Origin of the sequence: Micromonospora sp. NPDC005087 (assembly GCF_042872965.1) — a bacterium.
Classification (GTDB): Bacteria; Actinomycetota; Actinomycetes; order Mycobacteriales; family Micromonosporaceae; genus Micromonospora.
The window spans coordinates 494,429-510,183 of the sequence record NZ_JBIALB010000002.1 but is presented as its reverse complement, the minus strand read 5'-3'; the positions used below and the strand labels follow the sequence as shown (position 1 = coordinate 510,183).

17 protein-coding genes are annotated in these 15,755 nt (G+C 73.3%); 10 read left to right on the top strand and 7 right to left on the bottom strand.

The window, feature by feature from the left end:
* The first annotated feature begins 95 nt into the window (after nt 1–95).
* Nucleotides 96–536, top strand: a complete 441-nt coding sequence (locus ACFYPS_RS07470) for a DUF4307 domain-containing protein (protein ID WP_387323311.1) — start codon at nt 96–98, stop codon at nt 534–536.
* Nucleotides 537–704: 168 nt separating this feature from the next.
* Nucleotides 705–1,202: a transcription elongation factor GreA gene (gene greA, locus ACFYPS_RS07465; protein WP_089017664.1), complete on the top strand. Its 498-nt coding sequence runs from the start codon at nt 705–707 to the stop codon at nt 1,200–1,202.
* 61 nt (nt 1,203–1,263) lie between these two features.
* Here the strand turns inward: greA and ilvA are convergent, their stop codons facing one another.
* The 4 genes from ilvA to ACFYPS_RS07445 are packed head-to-tail and all read right to left on the bottom strand — an operon-like array spanning nt 1,264 to nt 6,000.
* Nucleotides 1,264–2,484: a threonine ammonia-lyase gene (ilvA, locus tag ACFYPS_RS07460; RefSeq protein WP_387323309.1), complete on the bottom strand. Its 1,221-nt coding sequence runs from the start codon at nt 2,482–2,484 to the stop codon at nt 1,264–1,266.
* Nucleotides 2,481–3,389 carry a DUF4328 domain-containing protein gene (locus ACFYPS_RS07455; RefSeq protein ID WP_387323307.1) on the bottom strand — a complete coding sequence of 303 codons (909 nt, stop codon included), beginning with the start codon at nt 3,387–3,389 and terminating at the stop codon, nt 2,481–2,483. The genes ilvA and ACFYPS_RS07455 overlap by 4 nt, the downstream gene beginning before the upstream one ends.
* A 45-nt stretch (nt 3,390–3,434) precedes the next feature.
* On the bottom strand, nt 3,435–4,844 hold the full coding sequence (locus ACFYPS_RS07450; protein WP_387323305.1) for an amidase: 1,410 nt from the start codon (nt 4,842–4,844) through the stop codon (nt 3,435–3,437).
* Between the two features lie 13 nt (nt 4,845–4,857).
* Complete coding sequence (locus ACFYPS_RS07445) at nt 4,858–6,000, bottom strand: cystathionine gamma-synthase (RefSeq protein ID WP_354962729.1); 1,143 nt, start codon at nt 5,998–6,000, stop codon at nt 4,858–4,860.
* 68 nt (nt 6,001–6,068) lie between these two features.
* On the opposite strand from ACFYPS_RS07445, the gene ACFYPS_RS07440 reads away from it, so the two are divergent.
* The 5 genes from ACFYPS_RS07440 to ACFYPS_RS07420 all read left to right on the top strand — a co-directional run bounded on the left by ACFYPS_RS07440 (nt 6,069) and on the right by ACFYPS_RS07420 (nt 10,151).
* Entirely contained in the window at nt 6,069–6,503 is a 435-nt protein-coding gene (locus tag ACFYPS_RS07440) for an HIT family protein (protein ID WP_387323303.1), read from the top strand.
* Between the two features lie 72 nt (nt 6,504–6,575).
* Complete coding sequence (gene msrA, locus ACFYPS_RS07435; RefSeq protein ID WP_354962727.1) at nt 6,576–7,238, top strand: peptide-methionine (S)-S-oxide reductase MsrA; 663 nt, start codon at nt 6,576–6,578, stop codon at nt 7,236–7,238.
* A 394-nt stretch (nt 7,239–7,632) separates the two neighbouring features.
* Nucleotides 7,633–8,562: a ribonuclease Z gene (locus ACFYPS_RS07430; protein WP_354962726.1), complete on the top strand. Its 930-nt coding sequence runs from the start codon at nt 7,633–7,635 to the stop codon at nt 8,560–8,562.
* On the top strand, nt 8,559–9,074 hold the full coding sequence (locus ACFYPS_RS07425) for a GNAT family N-acetyltransferase (protein ID WP_387323300.1): 516 nt from the start codon (nt 8,559–8,561) through the stop codon (nt 9,072–9,074). The genes ACFYPS_RS07430 and ACFYPS_RS07425 overlap by 4 nt, the downstream gene beginning before the upstream one ends.
* Before the next feature lie 120 nt (nt 9,075–9,194).
* The gene (locus tag ACFYPS_RS07420) at nt 9,195–10,151 is read left to right on the top strand and encodes a S1C family serine protease (protein WP_387323298.1); all 957 of its coding nucleotides are present in this window, start codon (nt 9,195–9,197) and stop codon (nt 10,149–10,151) included.
* Between the two features lie 90 nt (nt 10,152–10,241).
* Here ACFYPS_RS07420 and ACFYPS_RS07415 read toward each other — a convergent pair whose 3' ends face one another.
* Together ACFYPS_RS07415 and ACFYPS_RS07410 are read right to left on the bottom strand one after the other, a co-directional pair.
* Nucleotides 10,242–11,612 carry a cystathionine beta-synthase gene (locus ACFYPS_RS07415; protein WP_210911327.1) on the bottom strand — a complete coding sequence of 457 codons (1,371 nt, stop codon included), beginning with the start codon at nt 11,610–11,612 and terminating at the stop codon, nt 10,242–10,244.
* 72 nt (nt 11,613–11,684) lie between these two features.
* Nucleotides 11,685–12,041 carry a YkvA family protein gene (locus ACFYPS_RS07410; RefSeq protein ID WP_354962722.1) on the bottom strand — a complete coding sequence of 119 codons (357 nt, stop codon included), beginning with the start codon at nt 12,039–12,041 and terminating at the stop codon, nt 11,685–11,687.
* A gap of 150 nt (nt 12,042–12,191) precedes the next feature.
* Here ACFYPS_RS07410 and ACFYPS_RS07405 point away from each other — a divergent pair, with 150 nt between their 5' ends.
* The 3 genes from ACFYPS_RS07405 (at nt 12,192) to ACFYPS_RS07395 (ending at nt 15,394) form a co-directional block, all read left to right on the top strand.
* Nucleotides 12,192–13,244, top strand: coding sequence for an SGNH/GDSL hydrolase family protein (locus ACFYPS_RS07405; RefSeq protein ID WP_387323296.1), 1,053 nt, complete (start codon nt 12,192–12,194; stop codon nt 13,242–13,244).
* Nucleotides 13,241–14,053 (top strand): SGNH/GDSL hydrolase family protein, encoded by an 813-nt coding sequence (locus tag ACFYPS_RS07400; RefSeq protein WP_354962720.1) that lies wholly within the window; start codon nt 13,241–13,243, stop codon nt 14,051–14,053. The genes ACFYPS_RS07405 and ACFYPS_RS07400 overlap by 4 nt, the downstream gene beginning before the upstream one ends.
* Before the next feature lie 78 nt (nt 14,054–14,131).
* Nucleotides 14,132–15,394 (top strand): acetyl-CoA C-acetyltransferase, encoded by a 1,263-nt coding sequence (locus tag ACFYPS_RS07395; protein WP_354962719.1) that lies wholly within the window; start codon nt 14,132–14,134, stop codon nt 15,392–15,394.
* 12 nt (nt 15,395–15,406) lie between these two features.
* On the opposite strand, the gene ACFYPS_RS07390 is transcribed toward ACFYPS_RS07395, so the two are convergent.
* Nucleotides 15,407–15,727 carry a hypothetical protein gene (locus tag ACFYPS_RS07390; protein WP_354962718.1) on the bottom strand — a complete coding sequence of 107 codons (321 nt, stop codon included), beginning with the start codon at nt 15,725–15,727 and terminating at the stop codon, nt 15,407–15,409.
* Nucleotides 15,728–15,755 lie beyond the last annotated feature (28 nt).

The following is a 15,755-nucleotide window of genomic DNA, read 5'->3' as shown; positions in this document are numbered from 1 at the left end:
CCGACCTGCCATTCCTGCCGCTGAGCCGGGCTGGGAGGATGGACTCTGTCATTCTTGCTGATGCCGCCGACAACAACGCCAGGAGATACCCGCCGGTGACCGAGACGCACGCCACAATTTCATCGGGCGCGCCGGTTTTCCCGGCCGGCCGCTACGGCCGTCGTCGGGCGACCGGCGGCGGGCGCCGCCGCACGCTGCTGGCCGCGCTGGCGCTGCTGGTGCTGGTGGGAGCCCTGAGCCTGATCTCGGCCCGGCTCTACCGGCAGTACGGCGATCCCGTCTACGACGCCCAGGTGATCACCTACACCGACATCACGGACAACCAGGTGCTGGTCGACTTCCGGGTGACCGTGCCATCGGGCGGATCGGCGGTCTGCGCGCTGCGCGCCCGGGACCGCGCCGGCGCCGAGGTGGCCCGCGAGGAGGTCACGGTGACCGCCGAGCCCGGTGACCGGCACGTGACCGCCCGGCACCGACTGACCACCACCGCGCGGCCGTTCATCGGCGAGGTGCTGCGCTGCCGGGCTCCGGCCTGAGCTGCCAGGACGGCACCGCGGCCGGCCGCCGTGACGGGCCTGAGCGGGCACCTACCCCCGGCGTCGGATACGGACACCAGCGGTGATCGTCGACACCCTGTGTCGTACCGCACTGGTAACTTGGTAGTTCACCTGTCAGCCAGCCACGCACGACTGAGGAGAACGCCTGTGTCCACTGGCAACGAGGCGCCCGCCACCTGGCTGTCCCAGGACGCGTACGACCGCCTCCAGGCCGAGCTCGACGAGCACATCGCCAACCGCCCGGCGATCGCCGCGGAGATCAACGCCCGGCGCGAGGAGGGCGACCTGCGGGAGAACGGCGGCTACCACGCCGCCCGCGAGGAGCAGGGCAAGGCCGAGGGCCGGATCCGCTACCTGCAGGAGCTGCTGCGCACCGCCAAGGTCGGCGAGGCGCCGACGACGGACGCGGTGTCCCCCGGCATGGTGGTGACGATCTACTTCGACGACGACACCGAGGACACCGAGACCTTCCTGCTCGGCTCCCGGGAGATCGCGGCCACCACCGACCTGACCGTCTACAGCCCCGAGTCGGCGCTCGGCAAGGCGATCCTGGGCGGTCGGCCCGGGCAGACCTGCACCTACACGGCGCCGAGCGGCGCCGACATCAAGGTGACCGTGGTCAGTTTCGAGCCGTTCTCCGGCTGATCGCCACCGGCCCCACCACGCGCTGCGGCGTTCCGCCGCCGGGGCGTGGCACCCGCGGGTGTCACGCCTCGCCGGCGAAGACCACCTGGTAACCGCTGGCTCGCAGCGCGCTGATCAGGGTGTCCGAGTGCTCCACGCCCCGCGTCTCCACCGACAGCGCCACCTCCACCTCGCCGAGGCCGAGGTGCGGGTTGGCCCGCTGGTGCTCCACGTCCACCACGTTGGCCCGGTGCTCGGCGATCTGGCTGAGCAGCGAGGCCAACTGCCCGGGCCGGTCCGAGCAGCGCACCGTCACCCGCAGGTAGCGACCCGCGGCGGCCAGACCGTGCTCGATCACCCGCAGCATCAGCAGCGGGTCGATGTTGCCGCCGGAGAGCACCGCCACCACCGGGGCCTCCACCTGCACCACACCGGCCAGCAGCGCGGCCACGCCGACCGCGCCGGCCGGCTCGACCACCTGCTTGCCCCGCTCCAGCAGCATCAGCAGAGCCCGGGAGATGTCCTCCTCGGTGACCGTGACGATCTCGTCGACCAGCTTGCGGACGTGGCTGAAGGTGAGATCCCCCGGCCGGCCGACCGCGATGCCGTCGGCGATGGTGGAGAAGGCCGGCAACCGGACCGGTTCCCCGGCCACCAGTGAGGGCGGGAAGGCCGCAGCGCCGGCCGCCTGCACACCGATGATGCGGACGTCGGGTCGCAGGGCCTTGGCGGCCACCGCCATGCCCGAGATCAGGCCGCCGCCGCCCACCCCGGTGATGATGGTCCGCACATCCGGGCACTGTTCGAGGATCTCCAGCGCCACCGTGCCCTGGCCGGCGATCACGTCCGGGTGGTCGAACGGGTGGATCAGCACCGCGCCGGTGCGCTCGGCGTACGTGTGCGCGGCGACCAGCGCCTCGTCGACCGTGTTGCCGGCCAACTCGACCTGCGCGCCGTACCCCTTGGTGGCCGCCACCTTCGGCAGCGGCGCGTTGACCGGCATGAAGACCGTCGCGTGAGTGCCGACCAGCCCGGCGGCCAGCGCCACGCCCTGCGCGTGGTTGCCCGCGCTCGCCGCGACCACACCGCGTTCCCGCTCCGCCGCCGACAGCCGGGAGATCCGCACGTACGCGCCGCGCACCTTGTACGAGCCGGCGCGCTGCACGTTCTCGCACTTCAGCCACGTCGGCCCGCCCAGCGCCGCGCTCAGCGGCCGGGAGGGCTCCAGCGGGGTGGTCCGGGTGACGCCGGCGAGCAGTTCCCGCGCGGCCCGCACGTCGTCGAGGCCGACCAGTTCCGTCATGCCCCGATCGTGCCACCCGCCCCCGGCGCCTCCTGCGGCGACACCGGGGTCGCCGGGGGCACAACGGCCGGCCCGGGTCCGCCCGGCACCGGCGCCCAGAGAGTCGGGGACATCGGCCAGCCCTGGGCGGCCGTCGGCCAGGCCGGCATTCCCCGGTCGATCCGCGCCTCCTGCATGGCGGAGATCCGCCGGATCAGCACGATCAGCGCCACGGCGGCGACCACGCAGGCCACCGCGGGCACGGCGTGGCGGAGCAGAGAGTCCGGGTAGTAGTCGAGGTACGCCTGGTAGTCGGCGTCGGTGGAAGGGGTCTGCGGCAGCCGGTCGTACGCCTGGCTGTCGCGGCGACTGACAAACCGCTCGCCGACGCTGAACACCAACCAGGCGGCCCACCAGACGTACACGAGGTCCGGCGTGAACCGCCGCCAGAGGCTGTCCCGGGCCACGTTGGCCACCACCCGGGCCGGCATCACGAAGTTCGCGAACGGCACCAGCCAGCCGGCGATCGCCCAGCCGGCCCCGAGCGTCGGCAGCGCACCCGGGAACGCCTCGATGTTCTTCCGCGCCCGCCACGTCCAGATGATCACCAGCACGGCGGCGGTGAGGTACGCGGCCACCATGGGCAGCGCCAACAGCGCCTCGACGACCACCGCGGCGAGCAGCAGATCCGGGTCACCGTCGGCCCGGGCCTGCCGGGCCATCGCCAGCCCCACCAGCGAAGCGAGTGCCGCCACTAGGTACAGCACAGCGGTAGCGCCGACCGCGACGCCGGCAGCCAGGCCGATGCCGCGTACGGAGTAGGTCGGCAGCCCCGGAGTGACGGCGGGCTGGCCGAGCGGAGTGTGGCAACGCTGGCATTCGTTGTGTTCGGGGGGCGTGGCGTCCCCGCAGGTCTGGCAGCGCATTGATGTCCCCCGGTCCGCGCGACGATGCGCGCACACCGTAGACGATCATGCGGTGGCCGGCGACCCCGTTCCGGCCCGGGGATAGCCGGGGGCGTGCCGGGACCACGGCGCGGCCATCTCGAACTGACCGGCCACGCCGAGCAGCAGCAGCTCCGAGCCGGGCGGACCGACCAGTTGCACGGCGACGGGCAGCCCGTCCGGGCGGCGACCCACCGGCACCACGATCGCCGGCAGACCGGCGATGTTCCACGGTGCCGCGTAGGGGGCGTACCTGATGTTGGCCGTCATGTTCGCCCGCCAGGACCGGTCGGACCAGCGTGCGGCCTCCGGCGGCGCGCTGGCCAGCGCCGGGGTGAGCAGCAGGTCGACGGAGTGGTCGGTGAAGAAGTCGATCGACCGCTGCCGCCAGGCGGCCCGGTCGGCCTCCCGGACGTAGCCGCGACGCTGCGCCCACTCACCCAGCCCGACGTGGCGCCGGGTACGCCGTTGCAGGTCGCGCCGGTCCAGCCCGGCGGCCCGGACATCGGCGGCCGCGGCGGCGAACCAGGTGGCGATGCCCTGCAGGCCGAGCGCCGTGGGATAGACCGGATCGGCCGGCACGGTGTCGTGCCCGGCGGCCGCCAGCAGCCGGCCGGCGGCGGCGACCGCGTCGCGGTTGGGTGCGTCCGGCGAGACACCGCGCACCGGGGAGCGCAGCGAGACGCCCACCCGCAGCCGCTGCGGCGGGACGAGCTTCTCCGGCCGCCGACCGGCGAGCACCGAGAAGCCGACCGCCGCGTCGGCCACCGTGCTGGTCAACATGCCGTGCTCGGTGAGGCCGAACCAGTCGTCCGCGCCAAGCTGGCACGGGACCACGCCCCGGCCGGGCTTGAGCCCGACCAGGCCACAGCACGCCGCCGGGATCCGGATCGAACCGAGGCCGTCATTGCCGTGCGCGATCGGCACCAGCCCGGCGGCCACCGCGGCGGCGGCGCCGCCGGACGAGCCGCCGGGGGTACGCCCGCTGTCCCACGGATTGCGCGTCACCGCGCTGTTGTCGTCGGTGAGCGCCCACAGCCCCAGCTCGGGCATCCGGGTCACACCGAGGATCACCGCGCCGGCGCCGCGCAGGCGGCGCACCACCTCGTGGTCGGCCTCCGCCACGTCGGTACGAACCGCGGCAGAGCCGTTCCAGGTGGGCAGGCCGGCGACCGGAGTGTTCTCCTTGACCGCCACCGGCACCCCGGCCAGCGGCAGGTTGGCCAGGTCCTCCTGCTCGTCGACCTTCTCCGCCTCGGTGATCGCCTCACCGCCGCGCACGGCGCGGAACGCGGCCAGCTCGCCGTCGGCCCGCGCGATGTACTCGAGGTGGTCGGCGACGACCTGGGTGGCCGAGACGTCTCCCCTGCGTACGCCCCGGGCGATCTGCTTGGCGGTCGCCCCGACCCAGGTCGCCATGATGTCCTGCACGGCCATCCTTCCCCAGCGGTCAGCCCAGTGCCTGCTCCAGATCGGCGAGCAGGTCGTCGACCGTCTCGATGCCGACAGACAGTCGCACGAGATCGCCGGGAACTTCAAGCGGCGAGCCGGCAGCACTTGCGTGTGTCATCCGGCCCGGGTGCTCGATCAGGGATTCCACCCCGCCCAGCGACTCGGCGAGCACGAAGAGCTTGGCCCGGTTGCAGATCTCCACCGCGTGGTCCTCGCCGCCGGCAGCCCGGAAGGAGATCATGCCGCCGAACCGGCGCATCTGCTTGGCGGCCACCTCGTGACCGGGGTGCGAGGGCAGCCCGGGGTAGATCACCTGGGCCACCTTGGCGTGCCCGTCGAGGTACCCGGCGAGCCGCTCGGCGTTGTCGCAGTGCCGGTCCATCCGTACCCCGAGGGTCTTGATGCCGCGCAGGGTGAGCCAGGCGTCGAACGGCCCGTTGATCGCGCCCATCGCGTTCTGGTGGTAGCGCAGCTCCTCTCCGAGCGCGGCGTCGGCGACGACGAGCGCGCCACCGACCACGTCGGAGTGGCCACCGATGTACTTGGTGGTGGAGTGCACCACGACGTCCGCGCCGTGCGCGATCGGCTGCTGCAGGTACGGCGAGGCGAAGGTGTTGTCGACCACCAGCAGCGCGCCCGCGTCGTGCGCCACGCCGGCCAGGGCGGCGATGTCGGCGATGCCGAGCAGTGGGTTGGTCGGCGTCTCCACCCAGACGATCTTCGTACGGCCCGGCTGCACGGCGGCCCGGACCGCGGCCGCGTCGGACACCTTGGCCGGGGTGAACTCCAGGCCCCACCGCTGGGAGACACGGGCGAAGAGCCGGTACGTGCCGCCGTACGCGTCGTCCGGGATGACCACGTGGTCGCCCGGCTGGCAGAGGGCCCGCAGCAGGGTGTCCTCGGCGGCCAGGCCGCTGGCGAAGGCGAGCCCCACCGGCCCGCCCTCGAGCGCGGCCAGGCACTCCTGGAGGGCGTCGCGGGTCGGGTTGCCGGAGCGGCTGTACTCGTAGCCGAGCCGGGGCGCGCCGACGGCGTCCTGCGCGTACGTGCTGGTCTGGTAGATCGGTGGAATCACCGCGCCGGTGCGGGCCTCAGGGTCCTGACCGGCGTGAATGGCGAGCGTCTCGAAGCCGTGGTTCATGCTGGTGAGGCTAGTGCCCCGCCCGGCGCTTCGGGGCGGGGCCGGGCAGTCGGCATTAGCCTGGGCCGATGAGCGGGTGCGTGTTCTGCGGAATCGTGGCCGGCGAGGTGCCCGCGTTCCGGGTGGCCGACGAGTCGGACGGGGTGGCGTTCCTGGACACCCGCCCGGTCTTCGCGGGGCACGTGCTGGTGGTGCCCCGGGTCCACCTGGTGACCCTGGCCGAGCTGCCGGCCGAGCTGCTGCCGGGCTACTTCGCCCTGGTCCAGCGGCTGGCGGTGGCGGTGGAGACCGGCCTGGGGGCCGGTGGGACGTTCGTGGCGATCAACAACAAGGTGTCCCAATCGGTGCCGCACCTGCACACCCACGTGGTTCCTCGGACCAAGGGGGACGGGCTGCGCGGCTTCTTCTGGCCGCGTACCCGCTACCCCGCCGATCAGGACGCCCGAGACATCGCGGCCCGGGTGGCCGACGCCCTGCCACGCCCGTCCCGGCCGCCGGCCTGACTCCAGCCTGGGCGGGTAAGGAACCTGGGCCCACCGGGTTGCATGCGGCAGAGGTACGAGAGGAGTTCCACCGTGTTCCTTCGCCAGTCCAAGGCTGAGCTGCCCACCCCCGACCAGGCCCTGCCGGGCCGCCCGATCGCCATGCCGGTCGCCGACCGGCACGAGGTGCTGGGGACCCCGCTGAAGGGCCCGTACCCGGAGGGACTCCAGGTCGCCGTCTTCGGTATGGGCTGCTTCTGGGGCGCCGAGCGGCTGTTCTGGACGCTGCCCGGGGTGTTCACCACCTCCGCCGGCTACGCGGGTGGCATCACCAGGAACCCGACCTACGAGGAGGCGTGTTCCGGCCGGACCGGGCACGCCGAGGTCGTCCAGGTGGTCTACGACCCGAGCAAGATCGCGTATGAGGACCTGCTGAAGGTCTTCTGGGAGAACCACGACCCGACCCAGGGCATGCGCCAGGGCAACGACGTGGGCACCCAGTACCGGTCGGCGATCTACACGACCACCGACGAGCAGCGGGCCGTCGCGGAGTCGTCCCGGGACGCGTTCCAGCCGATCGTGAAGCGGGCCGGCAAGGGTGACATCACCACGGAGATCGCCCCGCTCGGCAGCTACTACTTCGCCGAGGACTACCACCAGCAGTACCTGGCGCCGACGAAGAACCCGAACGGGTACTGCAACCACGGCCCGAACGGGCTGAGCTGCCCGGTCGGTGTGGCCCGTACCGCCGGCTGACCGTCAGCAACCCGCACGACCACGATGCCCGGCCGCCGAGAGGCGGCCGGGCATTCCCGTCCGGCGTGTGATCGAAATCCGTTGCCGAGCCCGCCGGGGACTCGATAGCGTGGCGGTACACGTGAAAGGAGGTGGTCCAGACTTGTATAGCAATCGGACTCGTGAGGTGGCTGTCCGCTAGCCGCTGTCCTCGACAGTGATCGGTCCGCCGCGAGGCGGGCACCAGTACCAACGTCGAGACCGTGTGGCAGCGGTGCGGCGAATCCATGACAGCCACCCGACCCCCGGGGTGCCGGCCCAGTCCAGCCGGCCCGCGCGAAAGCGCGGAACACCCCGGGGGTCGCTTCATCTGCCGGCAGCGGTCGGGCCGGTCAGCTCAGCCGGAGGACCCGCGATGTCCATGCGCGAGCTGGTGGTCCTGGGGACGGCCAGTCAGGCGCCGACCCGCCAGCGCAACCACAACGGGTACGTGCTGCGCTGGGACGACGAGGTGATCCTCTTCGACCCGGGCGAGGGCAGCCAGCGGCAACTGCTGCACACCACGGTCACCGCCACCGACCTGACCCGGATCTGCGTCACCCACTTCCACGGCGACCACTGCCTCGGCCTGCCCGGCACCATCCAGCGGCTCTCACTGGACCGGGTGGCGCACCCGGTCGCCGTGCACTTCCCGGCCGGCGGCGCCGAATACTTCGCCCGGCTGCGGCACGCCACCTCCTTCTACGAGACCGCCGAGCTGCGGGTCGAGCCGATCGAGGCCGACGGGCAGCGGATCACCCTGGGATGCGGCACGCTGGAGGCCCGCCGGCTGCGGCACCCCATCGAGACGTACGGCTACCGGCTGGTCGAGCCGGACGGCTACCGGATGCTGCCGGAGAAGCTGGCCGCGTACGGCATCGCCGGGCCGGCCATCGGCGAGCTGATCCGCGTCGGCCACCTCGACCTGGACGGGCGTCGCGTCAGCCGGGACGAGGTGAGCGTGCCCCGACCGGGGCAGCGGTTCGCCTTCGTGATGGACACCGGCCTCTGCGACGGGGTCTACGCCCTCGCCGAACACGCCGACCTGCTGGTCATCGAGTCGACCTTTCTGGAGTCGGAGGCCGCGCTCGCCGCCGAGGTCGGCCATCTGACCGCGGCGCAGGCCGCCCGGGTGGCGACCGAGTCGGGGGTACGGCGGCTGCTGCTCACCCACTTCTCCCAGCGTTACCCGGACCCGCGCCGGTTCCACGACGAGGCGCGCGAGCACTTCGACGGCGACCTGATCATCGCCGAGGATCTGACCACGGTGCAGCTCCCACCACGCCGGGTAGCCTCGGCCGGGTGACCGTCACGCTCCGCCCCGCCACCGGTGACGACCTCATGGGGGTGGGTGCCCTGCACCAGCGCTCGCGGGTCGCCGCGTACTCCTCCTTCCTGCCCGCCGAGGCGCTGGCCGACCCGACGCCGGAGGCGATGGGCCGGTACTGGACCGAGCGGTGGAGCTGGGAGCGGGACACCCACCAGCTGACCGTGGCGGAACGCGCCGGGACGCTGGTCGGGTTCAGCTACCTGGGCCCGGACGACGAGGACGACCCGGCGACCGGGCTGCTCAACGCGATCCACCTGGACCCGGCCGAGCAGGGGCGGGGCACCGGCCGCGCGCTGATGGTGGACGCGCTGGACGCCATGCGGGCCGGGGGCTGGCGGCGAGCGGTGCTCTGGGTGCTCCGGGACAACGCCCACGCCCGCGCCTTCTACGAACGCGGCGGCTGGACCCCCACCGGCGCCGAACGCGAGGAGTACATCGGCTCCGCCCCCACCCCGCAACTCCGCTACACCCGCCCGCTGACGGTGTAAGGAAGGGCACCTTATTAACGCCTCCGGTTGTACAGGGGCCCCTTATTAACACGGCGCAGGTCGATGTTCGCTGTCGGCGGATCAGGGCATGCCGGCGCCACGGGCGGCGTTGCCGGGTACATGGACACCGATCACACCAGGTCCGGCCCGGCCGAGGAGGCCGCGCTGGACGCGTACTCCCAGGTGGTCACGACCGTGGCGGCCCGGGTGCTGCCCAGTGTGGCCGCGCTGTCGGTGCGGACCGCACGCGGCGCCGGCGCCGGCTCCGCGGTCACCGTGGGCACCGACGGTCTACTGCTGACCAGCGCACACGTCGTGCAGGGTGCCGCGGACGGCTCGGCGGCGTTCGGCGACGGCACCGAGACGACGTTCCGGGTGGTCGGCGCCGACCCGCTCTCCGACCTCGCCGTGCTGCGAGTCGACGAGACCACCGTGCCAACGGTGGAGCTGGGCGACGCCGACGCACTGCGGATCGGCCAGCTGGTGGTGGCCGTTGGCAACCCGATGGGGCTGGCTGGTTCGGTGACCGCCGGGGTGGTCTCCGGGCTCGGCCGCTCGCTGCCCGCCCGGGACGGGCGGGTCACCCGGCTGATCGAGGACGTGATCCAGACCGACGCGGCGCTCAACCCCGGCAACTCCGGCGGCGCGCTGGCCGACTCCGCCGGGCGGGTGATCGGCGTGAACACCGCCGTCGCCGGCTACGGACTGGGACTGGCGGTGCCGATCAACGCCACCACCCGGCAGATCATCGCCGAGTTGACCACCGCCGGCCGGGTCCGACGGGCCTGGCTCGGCGTGGCGGGCGTACCCGTTCCGCTGCCGCCAGAGGTGACCGCACGTACCGGCCGGCGACGCGGGCTGCGCGTGGTGGAGGTGGTGCCAGGCAGCCCGGCCGGCGTGGCCGGTCTCTACCTGGGCGACGTCATCCTCAGCGCGGGCGGGCGACCCGTGGCCGACGGCCAGGGGTTGCAGCGGTTGATGCTCGGCCCGGCCATCGGCGTCCGGCTGCCGGTGACCGTGTTGCGCAAGGGCGCGTTCGTCGACGTCGTCGCGGTCCCTACCGAGCTGCGTGCCTAACGCTCCGGCCGCCGGGCACCCGGCGGCCGGAGCGTTAACAAGGGGCCCCTGCTCTACACGAGGCGTTAATAAGGTGCCCTTCCTTACCGCTCAGTGGGCGCCCAGGTGGGCCAGGAGGTCCTGGCGGGTGAGGACGCCCTTGGGCTTGCCGTCGACGAGGACCAGGGCGGCGTCGGACTTCTCCAGCAGGCCGACGGCCTCGCTGACCGGCTGGCCACCACCGATCATCGGCAGCGGGTCGCCCATGTGCCGCTCGATGGTGTCGTGCAGGTGCGCCTGACCGGTGAAGAGCGCGTCGAGCAGGTCCCGCTCGGCGATGGAGCCGGCGACCTCGCCGGTCACCACCGGCGGCTCGGCCTTGAGCACCGGCAGCTGCGAGACGCCGTACTCGCGCATGTAGTCGATCGCGTCGCGGACCGTCTCGGTCGGGTGCACGTGCACCAGCTCGGGCAGCCCGCCCGGCTTGCTGGCCAGCGCGTCGGCCACCGTCGGCTCGGTGCCGGAGTTGTCGAGGAAGCCGTACCGGGCCATCCACGAGTCGTTGAAGATCTTGGACAGGTAGCCCCGGCCGCCGTCCGGCAGCAGCACGACCACCACGTCGTCCGGGCCGGCCCGACGAGCCACCTCCAGCGCGGCGACCACAGCCATCCCGCAGGAGCCGCCGACCAGCAGCCCCTCCTCGCGTGCCAGCCGCCTGGTCATCTCGAAGGACGCCTTGTCGGAGACCTCGACGATCTCGTCGGCGACACCCCGGTCGTACGTCTCCGGCCAGAAGTCCTCGCCGACGCCCTCCACGAGGTACGGCCGGCCGGTGCCGCCGGAGTAGACCGAGCCCTCCGGGTCGGCTCCGATGATCCGCACCCGGCCCTCGGAGGCCTCCTTGAGGTAGCGGCCGATGCCGGAGATGGTGCCGCCGGTGCCGACGCCCGCCACGAAGTGGGTGAGCCCGCCCTCGGTCTGCTTCCACAGCTCCGGGCCGGTCGTCTCGTAGTGCGAGCGCGGGTTGGCCGGGTTGCTGTACTGGTTCGGCTTCCAGGCGCCGGGGATCTCCCGGGTCAGCCGGTCGGAGACGTTGTAGTACGAGCGCGGGTCCTCCGGGGCGACGGCGGTCGGGCAGACGACCACCTCGGCGCCGTACGCCCGCAGCACGTCCTGCTTGTCCTGGCTGACCTTGTCGGGGCAGACGAAGACGCAGCGGTAGCCCTTGAGCTGGGCCACCAGGGCCAGCCCGACACCGGTGTTGCCGCTGGTCGGCTCGACGATGGTGCCGCCGGGCTTGAGAAGGCCGGCCGCCTCGGCGTCCTCCACCATCCGCAGCGCGATCCGGTCCTTCACCGAACCGCCCGGGTTGACGTACTCGACCTTGGCGAGCACGGTGGCCTGGATGCCCTCGGTGACGTTACGCAGACGTACCAGCGGGGTGTTGCCGATCATGTCGACGACGTTGTCGTAGTACTGCACGGTGTGCCCTCCGTTGCGGCGCCGGCGATGGCGGCCGGGCAGACGTTTCCTCGCCGCCCAGGGTACGTGCCGTCAGGGCACCAGCCCCCCGGGGATGACCGAGCTGCGCCGGGCCTCCCACTCCAGGAAACGGTCCGTCTCGGCGAGCACGCTCCCGGCCAGCCAGGTGATCATGACCGCGTCGTCGGCCAGCCCGAAGATCGCCAGTGGGATCTCGGGGAGCAGGTCGATCGGCGAGACGATGTACGCCGTCGCCGCGGTCATCAGGGCCAGCCGGAGGCCGCCGTCGTACTGCCCACGGGCGGTGGCCCGGATCATCCGGGGCAACGCCGCCAACCGGGCGCCCAGCGACGGCCCGCCGCGTGCCCCGGCCGCCAACGCCCGGGCCAGGGCCGCGAACGCCGCGCTGCGCTTGAGTGTCTTCCCCATCGTCGCGCTCCTCTCCGCCGGATCAGCGTGACGGGTCGGCGCAAGTCGGCCGGCCTCCCCCGGACAGGTACCCCGTCGCGTCGGTTTCCAGGCACCCGCGAGCCGTCACGACGACAGCGGCGTGTCGGCCCGGCGAGATAATGTCGTGGAATGGGGGTGGCTGGTTCCGTCGTACCCGTTGATCCGCGCTGGCGGCAGGCCCGGCGGGTCGCCTGGCTGGCGGCCATCGGGACGGGCGCCACCGCGGCGGCCGCGATCGCGACCGGCGGGGTGCTGCTCGGCCAGGCCCGCCAGGCCCGGCGCACCATCCCGATGGCCGAGGCCCCGCCGCCGCGCTGCGACGGGCTCTACGGCGCCAAGTTCCCTGGCGCGGCGCTCACCATGGTCGTGCTCGGCGACTCGTCGGCGGCCGGCTACGGGGTCCACCGCCGCCGGGAGACGCCGGGCGCGCTGCTCGCCACCGGCCTGTCCCGACGGCTGGCCCGGCCGGTGCGGGTGCACCGCTTCGCGGTGGTCGGGGCCATCTCGGCAGTGCTCCGGCACCAGGTGGAGGCGGCGCTGGAGCGCGAGCCCGACATCGCGGTGATCCTGATCGGCGGCAACGACATCACCAACCGCACCCCGCGCGGGCTGGCCGTGCGCTACCTGGTCGAGGCGGTCCGCACGCTGCGCGACGCCGGTTGCGAGGTGGTCGTCGGCACCTGCCCCGACCTGGGCGCGATCCGTCCGATCCAGCCACCGCTGCGCTGGCTGGCGCACCGGTGGAGCCGACAGCTCGCCGCCGCCCAGACGGTGGCCGTGGTCGAGGCTGGCGGCTGGACGGTCTCCCTCGGTGACCTGCTCGGCCCCCGCTTCGCCGCCGAGCCGCACCGGATGTTCGCCTGGGACCGGTTCCATCCCTCCGCCGAGGGGTACGCGGTGGCTGCCGCCGCGCTGCTGCCGACGATGCTCTCCGCGCTCGGCACGGGGCAGGAACGACGGGTCACACCGACACCGGGCGAGGGCGTACGGTCGCTGCCGGAGGCCGCGCAGGAGGCGGCCCGGCACGCCGGCACGGAGGTCAGCGGCACCCAGGTCCGGGGCCACGACCACGGGCCGGCCGGCCGGTGGGCGCAGCTGCGCCGCCGGGCGTTCTTCGGTGTCGGTGCGGTGCCGCAACGCGGGTCCGCCCCGGACACCTCGACAGTGGAGGGACTGGCATGAACGAGCGCAGCGAGCGGGACGTGACCGCCGGTTTCCCGGTCCGACTGGGTCGGGCGGCGGCGCTCTCGCTGCTCGCCGGCACCGTGGGCGGCGCTGCCGTCCTGGCCGGCGAGGCGTTCGTCGCCCGGCACCGGCGCTACGCCCAGCCGGAGCTGGGGCTGGCGCTGCGGGCCACGATCGGTCGGCTTGACGCGCCACCGCTGCGGCTGGTGCTGCTCGGCGACTCGTCGGCGTTGGGCGTGGGCGTCGACCGGCTCGAGGACACCATCGGCGGGCAGTTGGCCAACCTGCTCGCCGAGGGCCCCGCCGGGCGGCGGGTGCACCTGTCCAGCGTCGGCGTCTCCGGGTCCCGCTCGACGGACCTGACCACCCAGGTGGCGCGGGCCCTGCTCGGCGAGCGGCCCGACGTGGCGCTGGTCCTGATCGGGGCGAACGACGCCACCGGGCTGCGTCGGCCCGCCGACGCGTCGGCGTATCTCGGTGCGGCGGTACACCGATTGCGCGAGGCGCGGGTCGAGGTGGTGGTGGGCACCTGCCCCGACCTCGGCGCCGTACGGGCCATCGCGCCCCCGTTGCGCCAGCTGGTCGGCTGGTCCGGGCGCCGCGTGGCCCGCGCCCAGACGACGGCCGTGCTCGATGCCGGCGGCGCGGTGGTCGATCTGGCCACCGAGACCGGGCCGGTGTTCCGGGCCGACGCGGGGACGCTCTGCCACGACGGCTTCCATCCCTCCGCCGACGGCTACCGGGTGTGGGCGCACGCCCTGCTCCCCGCCGTCGCGGCCGCCGCGGCGGTCGCCTCCCGACGCTAGATCGACGCGGCTCGGGGTGACATTTCCCGCCGGGCCGGCTCCTTCCGCGCCAAGTTACCGGCGGGTTAACGTGGGTCCATGCCGATTGAGTCGTCCCGCGACGCCGTCATCGTCGCCACCGCCCGCTCCCCCATCGGCCGGGCGCACAAGGGGTCCCTGCGCGACGTCCGCTCCGACGCCCTCGCCGCGACCATCGTCCAGGCGGCCCTGGACAAGATCCCCCAGCTCGACCCGACCACGATCGACGATCTCTACCTCGGGTGCGGCCTGCCCGGCGGCGAGCAGGGCTTCAACATGGCCCGCGTGGTGGCCACCCTGCTCGGGCTGGACACCGTGCCCGGCGCCACGCTGACCCGATACTGCGCCTCCTCCTTGCAGACCACCCGGATGGCCATGCACGCGATCCGGGCCGGCGAGGGCGACGTGTTCGTCTCCGCCGGCGTGGAGATGGTCTCCCGGTACGCCCGGGGCAGCTCCGACGGGCTGCCCCCCGAGGCGCAGGCGCTGGTCGGCGGCGGCTGGGAGAACCCGCGCTTCGCGGCGGCTGGCGAACGCTCGAAGCGTCGCGCGCAGGGCGGCGCCGAGGTGTGGGCCGACCCGCGCGAGTCCGGGGAGCTGCCGGACATCTACCTGACCATGGGTCAGACCGCGGAGAACCTGGCCCAGGTGTACGACGTCAGCCGCGCCGACATGGACGCGTTCGGCGTCCGCAGTCAGAACCTCGCCGAGAAGGCCATCGCCGACGGTTTCTGGGCCCGGGAGATCACGCCGGTCACCACGCCGGACGGCACGGTGGTGAGCACCGACGACGGCCCCCGGGCGGGGGTCAACCTGGAGGGCGTGGCCGGCCTGAAGCCGGTGTTCCGTCCGGACGGCCGGATCACCGCCGGCAACTGCTGCCCGCTCAACGACGGCGCCGCCGCCGTGGTGGTGATGAGCGCGCAGCGGGCCGAGGAGCTCGGGCTGACCCCGCTGGCCCGGATCGTCTCCACCGGCGTGACCGCGTTGTCGCCGGAGATCATGGGCCTCGGTCCGGTCGAGGCGTCCCGGCAGGCGTTGCGCCGGGCCGGCATGACCATCGACGACGTCGACCTGGTCGAGATCAACGAGGCGTTCGCCGCGCAGGTCATCCCCTCCTACCGGGAGCTGGGCATCCCGGAGGAGAAGCTGAACGTGATGGGCGGCGCGATCGCCGTCGGCCACCCGTTCGGCATGACCGGCGCCCGGATCACCGGCACCCTGCTCAACGCACTCGAGTGGCACGACAAGACCATCGGCCTGGAGACGATGTGCGTCGGCGGCGGTCAGGGCATGGCCATGGTGCTGGAACGGCTCAGCTGAGCCGACCGTCGCTCAGAGCGCGCTGCGGGTCGCCGTCACCTCGGCGGCGGCCCGCGCCAGCACCTCCGCACCCGGCCCGGCGGCGATCAGGTCCGCCACCACCACCCGCACCTGGTCGGGCAGGGCCAGGTCGTTGTCCAGCCGGGGCACCACCCGGCGGGGTTCGCCCTCGGCGTCGGCGGCCAGGTTGGCGATCTCCTGCACGAGCCGGTGCACCAGGTCGGCGCGGGACATGTTGCCGGTGGTCGCGACCGCCGCCCAGCGGGGCTGCTCCCAGTGCGCGACCTGACGGACCAGCAGCCGCACGGCCTGGTCCAACTCCGCTGTGCTCATCGCCGCCGAGTCTACGGCCGACGCCGGG

Coding starts and splice junctions, on each gene's coding strand:
- ilvA (WP_387323309.1), bottom strand. CDS start 2,484: ATGACGGAACTGGTCGGCCTCGACGACGTGCGGGCCGCGCGGGAACTG.
- ACFYPS_RS07455 (WP_387323307.1), bottom strand. CDS start 3,389: ATGCGCTGCCAGACCTGCGGGGACGCCACGCCCCCCGAACACAACGAA.
- ACFYPS_RS07450 (WP_387323305.1), bottom strand. CDS start 4,844: ATGGCCGTGCAGGACATCATGGCGACCTGGGTCGGGGCGACCGCCAAG.
- ACFYPS_RS07445 (WP_354962729.1), bottom strand. CDS start 6,000: ATGAACCACGGCTTCGAGACGCTCGCCATTCACGCCGGTCAGGACCCT.
- ACFYPS_RS07440 (WP_387323303.1), top strand. CDS start 6,069: ATGAGCGGGTGCGTGTTCTGCGGAATCGTGGCCGGCGAGGTGCCCGCG.
- ACFYPS_RS07430 (WP_354962726.1), top strand. CDS start 7,633: ATGTCCATGCGCGAGCTGGTGGTCCTGGGGACGGCCAGTCAGGCGCCG.
- ACFYPS_RS07420 (WP_387323298.1), top strand. CDS start 9,195: ATGGACACCGATCACACCAGGTCCGGCCCGGCCGAGGAGGCCGCGCTG.
- ACFYPS_RS07410 (WP_354962722.1), bottom strand. CDS start 12,041: ATGGGGAAGACACTCAAGCGCAGCGCGGCGTTCGCGGCCCTGGCCCGG.
- ACFYPS_RS07405 (WP_387323296.1), top strand. CDS start 12,192: ATGGGGGTGGCTGGTTCCGTCGTACCCGTTGATCCGCGCTGGCGGCAG.
- ACFYPS_RS07400 (WP_354962720.1), top strand. CDS start 13,241: ATGAACGAGCGCAGCGAGCGGGACGTGACCGCCGGTTTCCCGGTCCGA.
- ACFYPS_RS07395 (WP_354962719.1), top strand. CDS start 14,132: ATGCCGATTGAGTCGTCCCGCGACGCCGTCATCGTCGCCACCGCCCGC.
- ACFYPS_RS07390 (WP_354962718.1), bottom strand. CDS start 15,727: ATGAGCACAGCGGAGTTGGACCAGGCCGTGCGGCTGCTGGTCCGTCAG.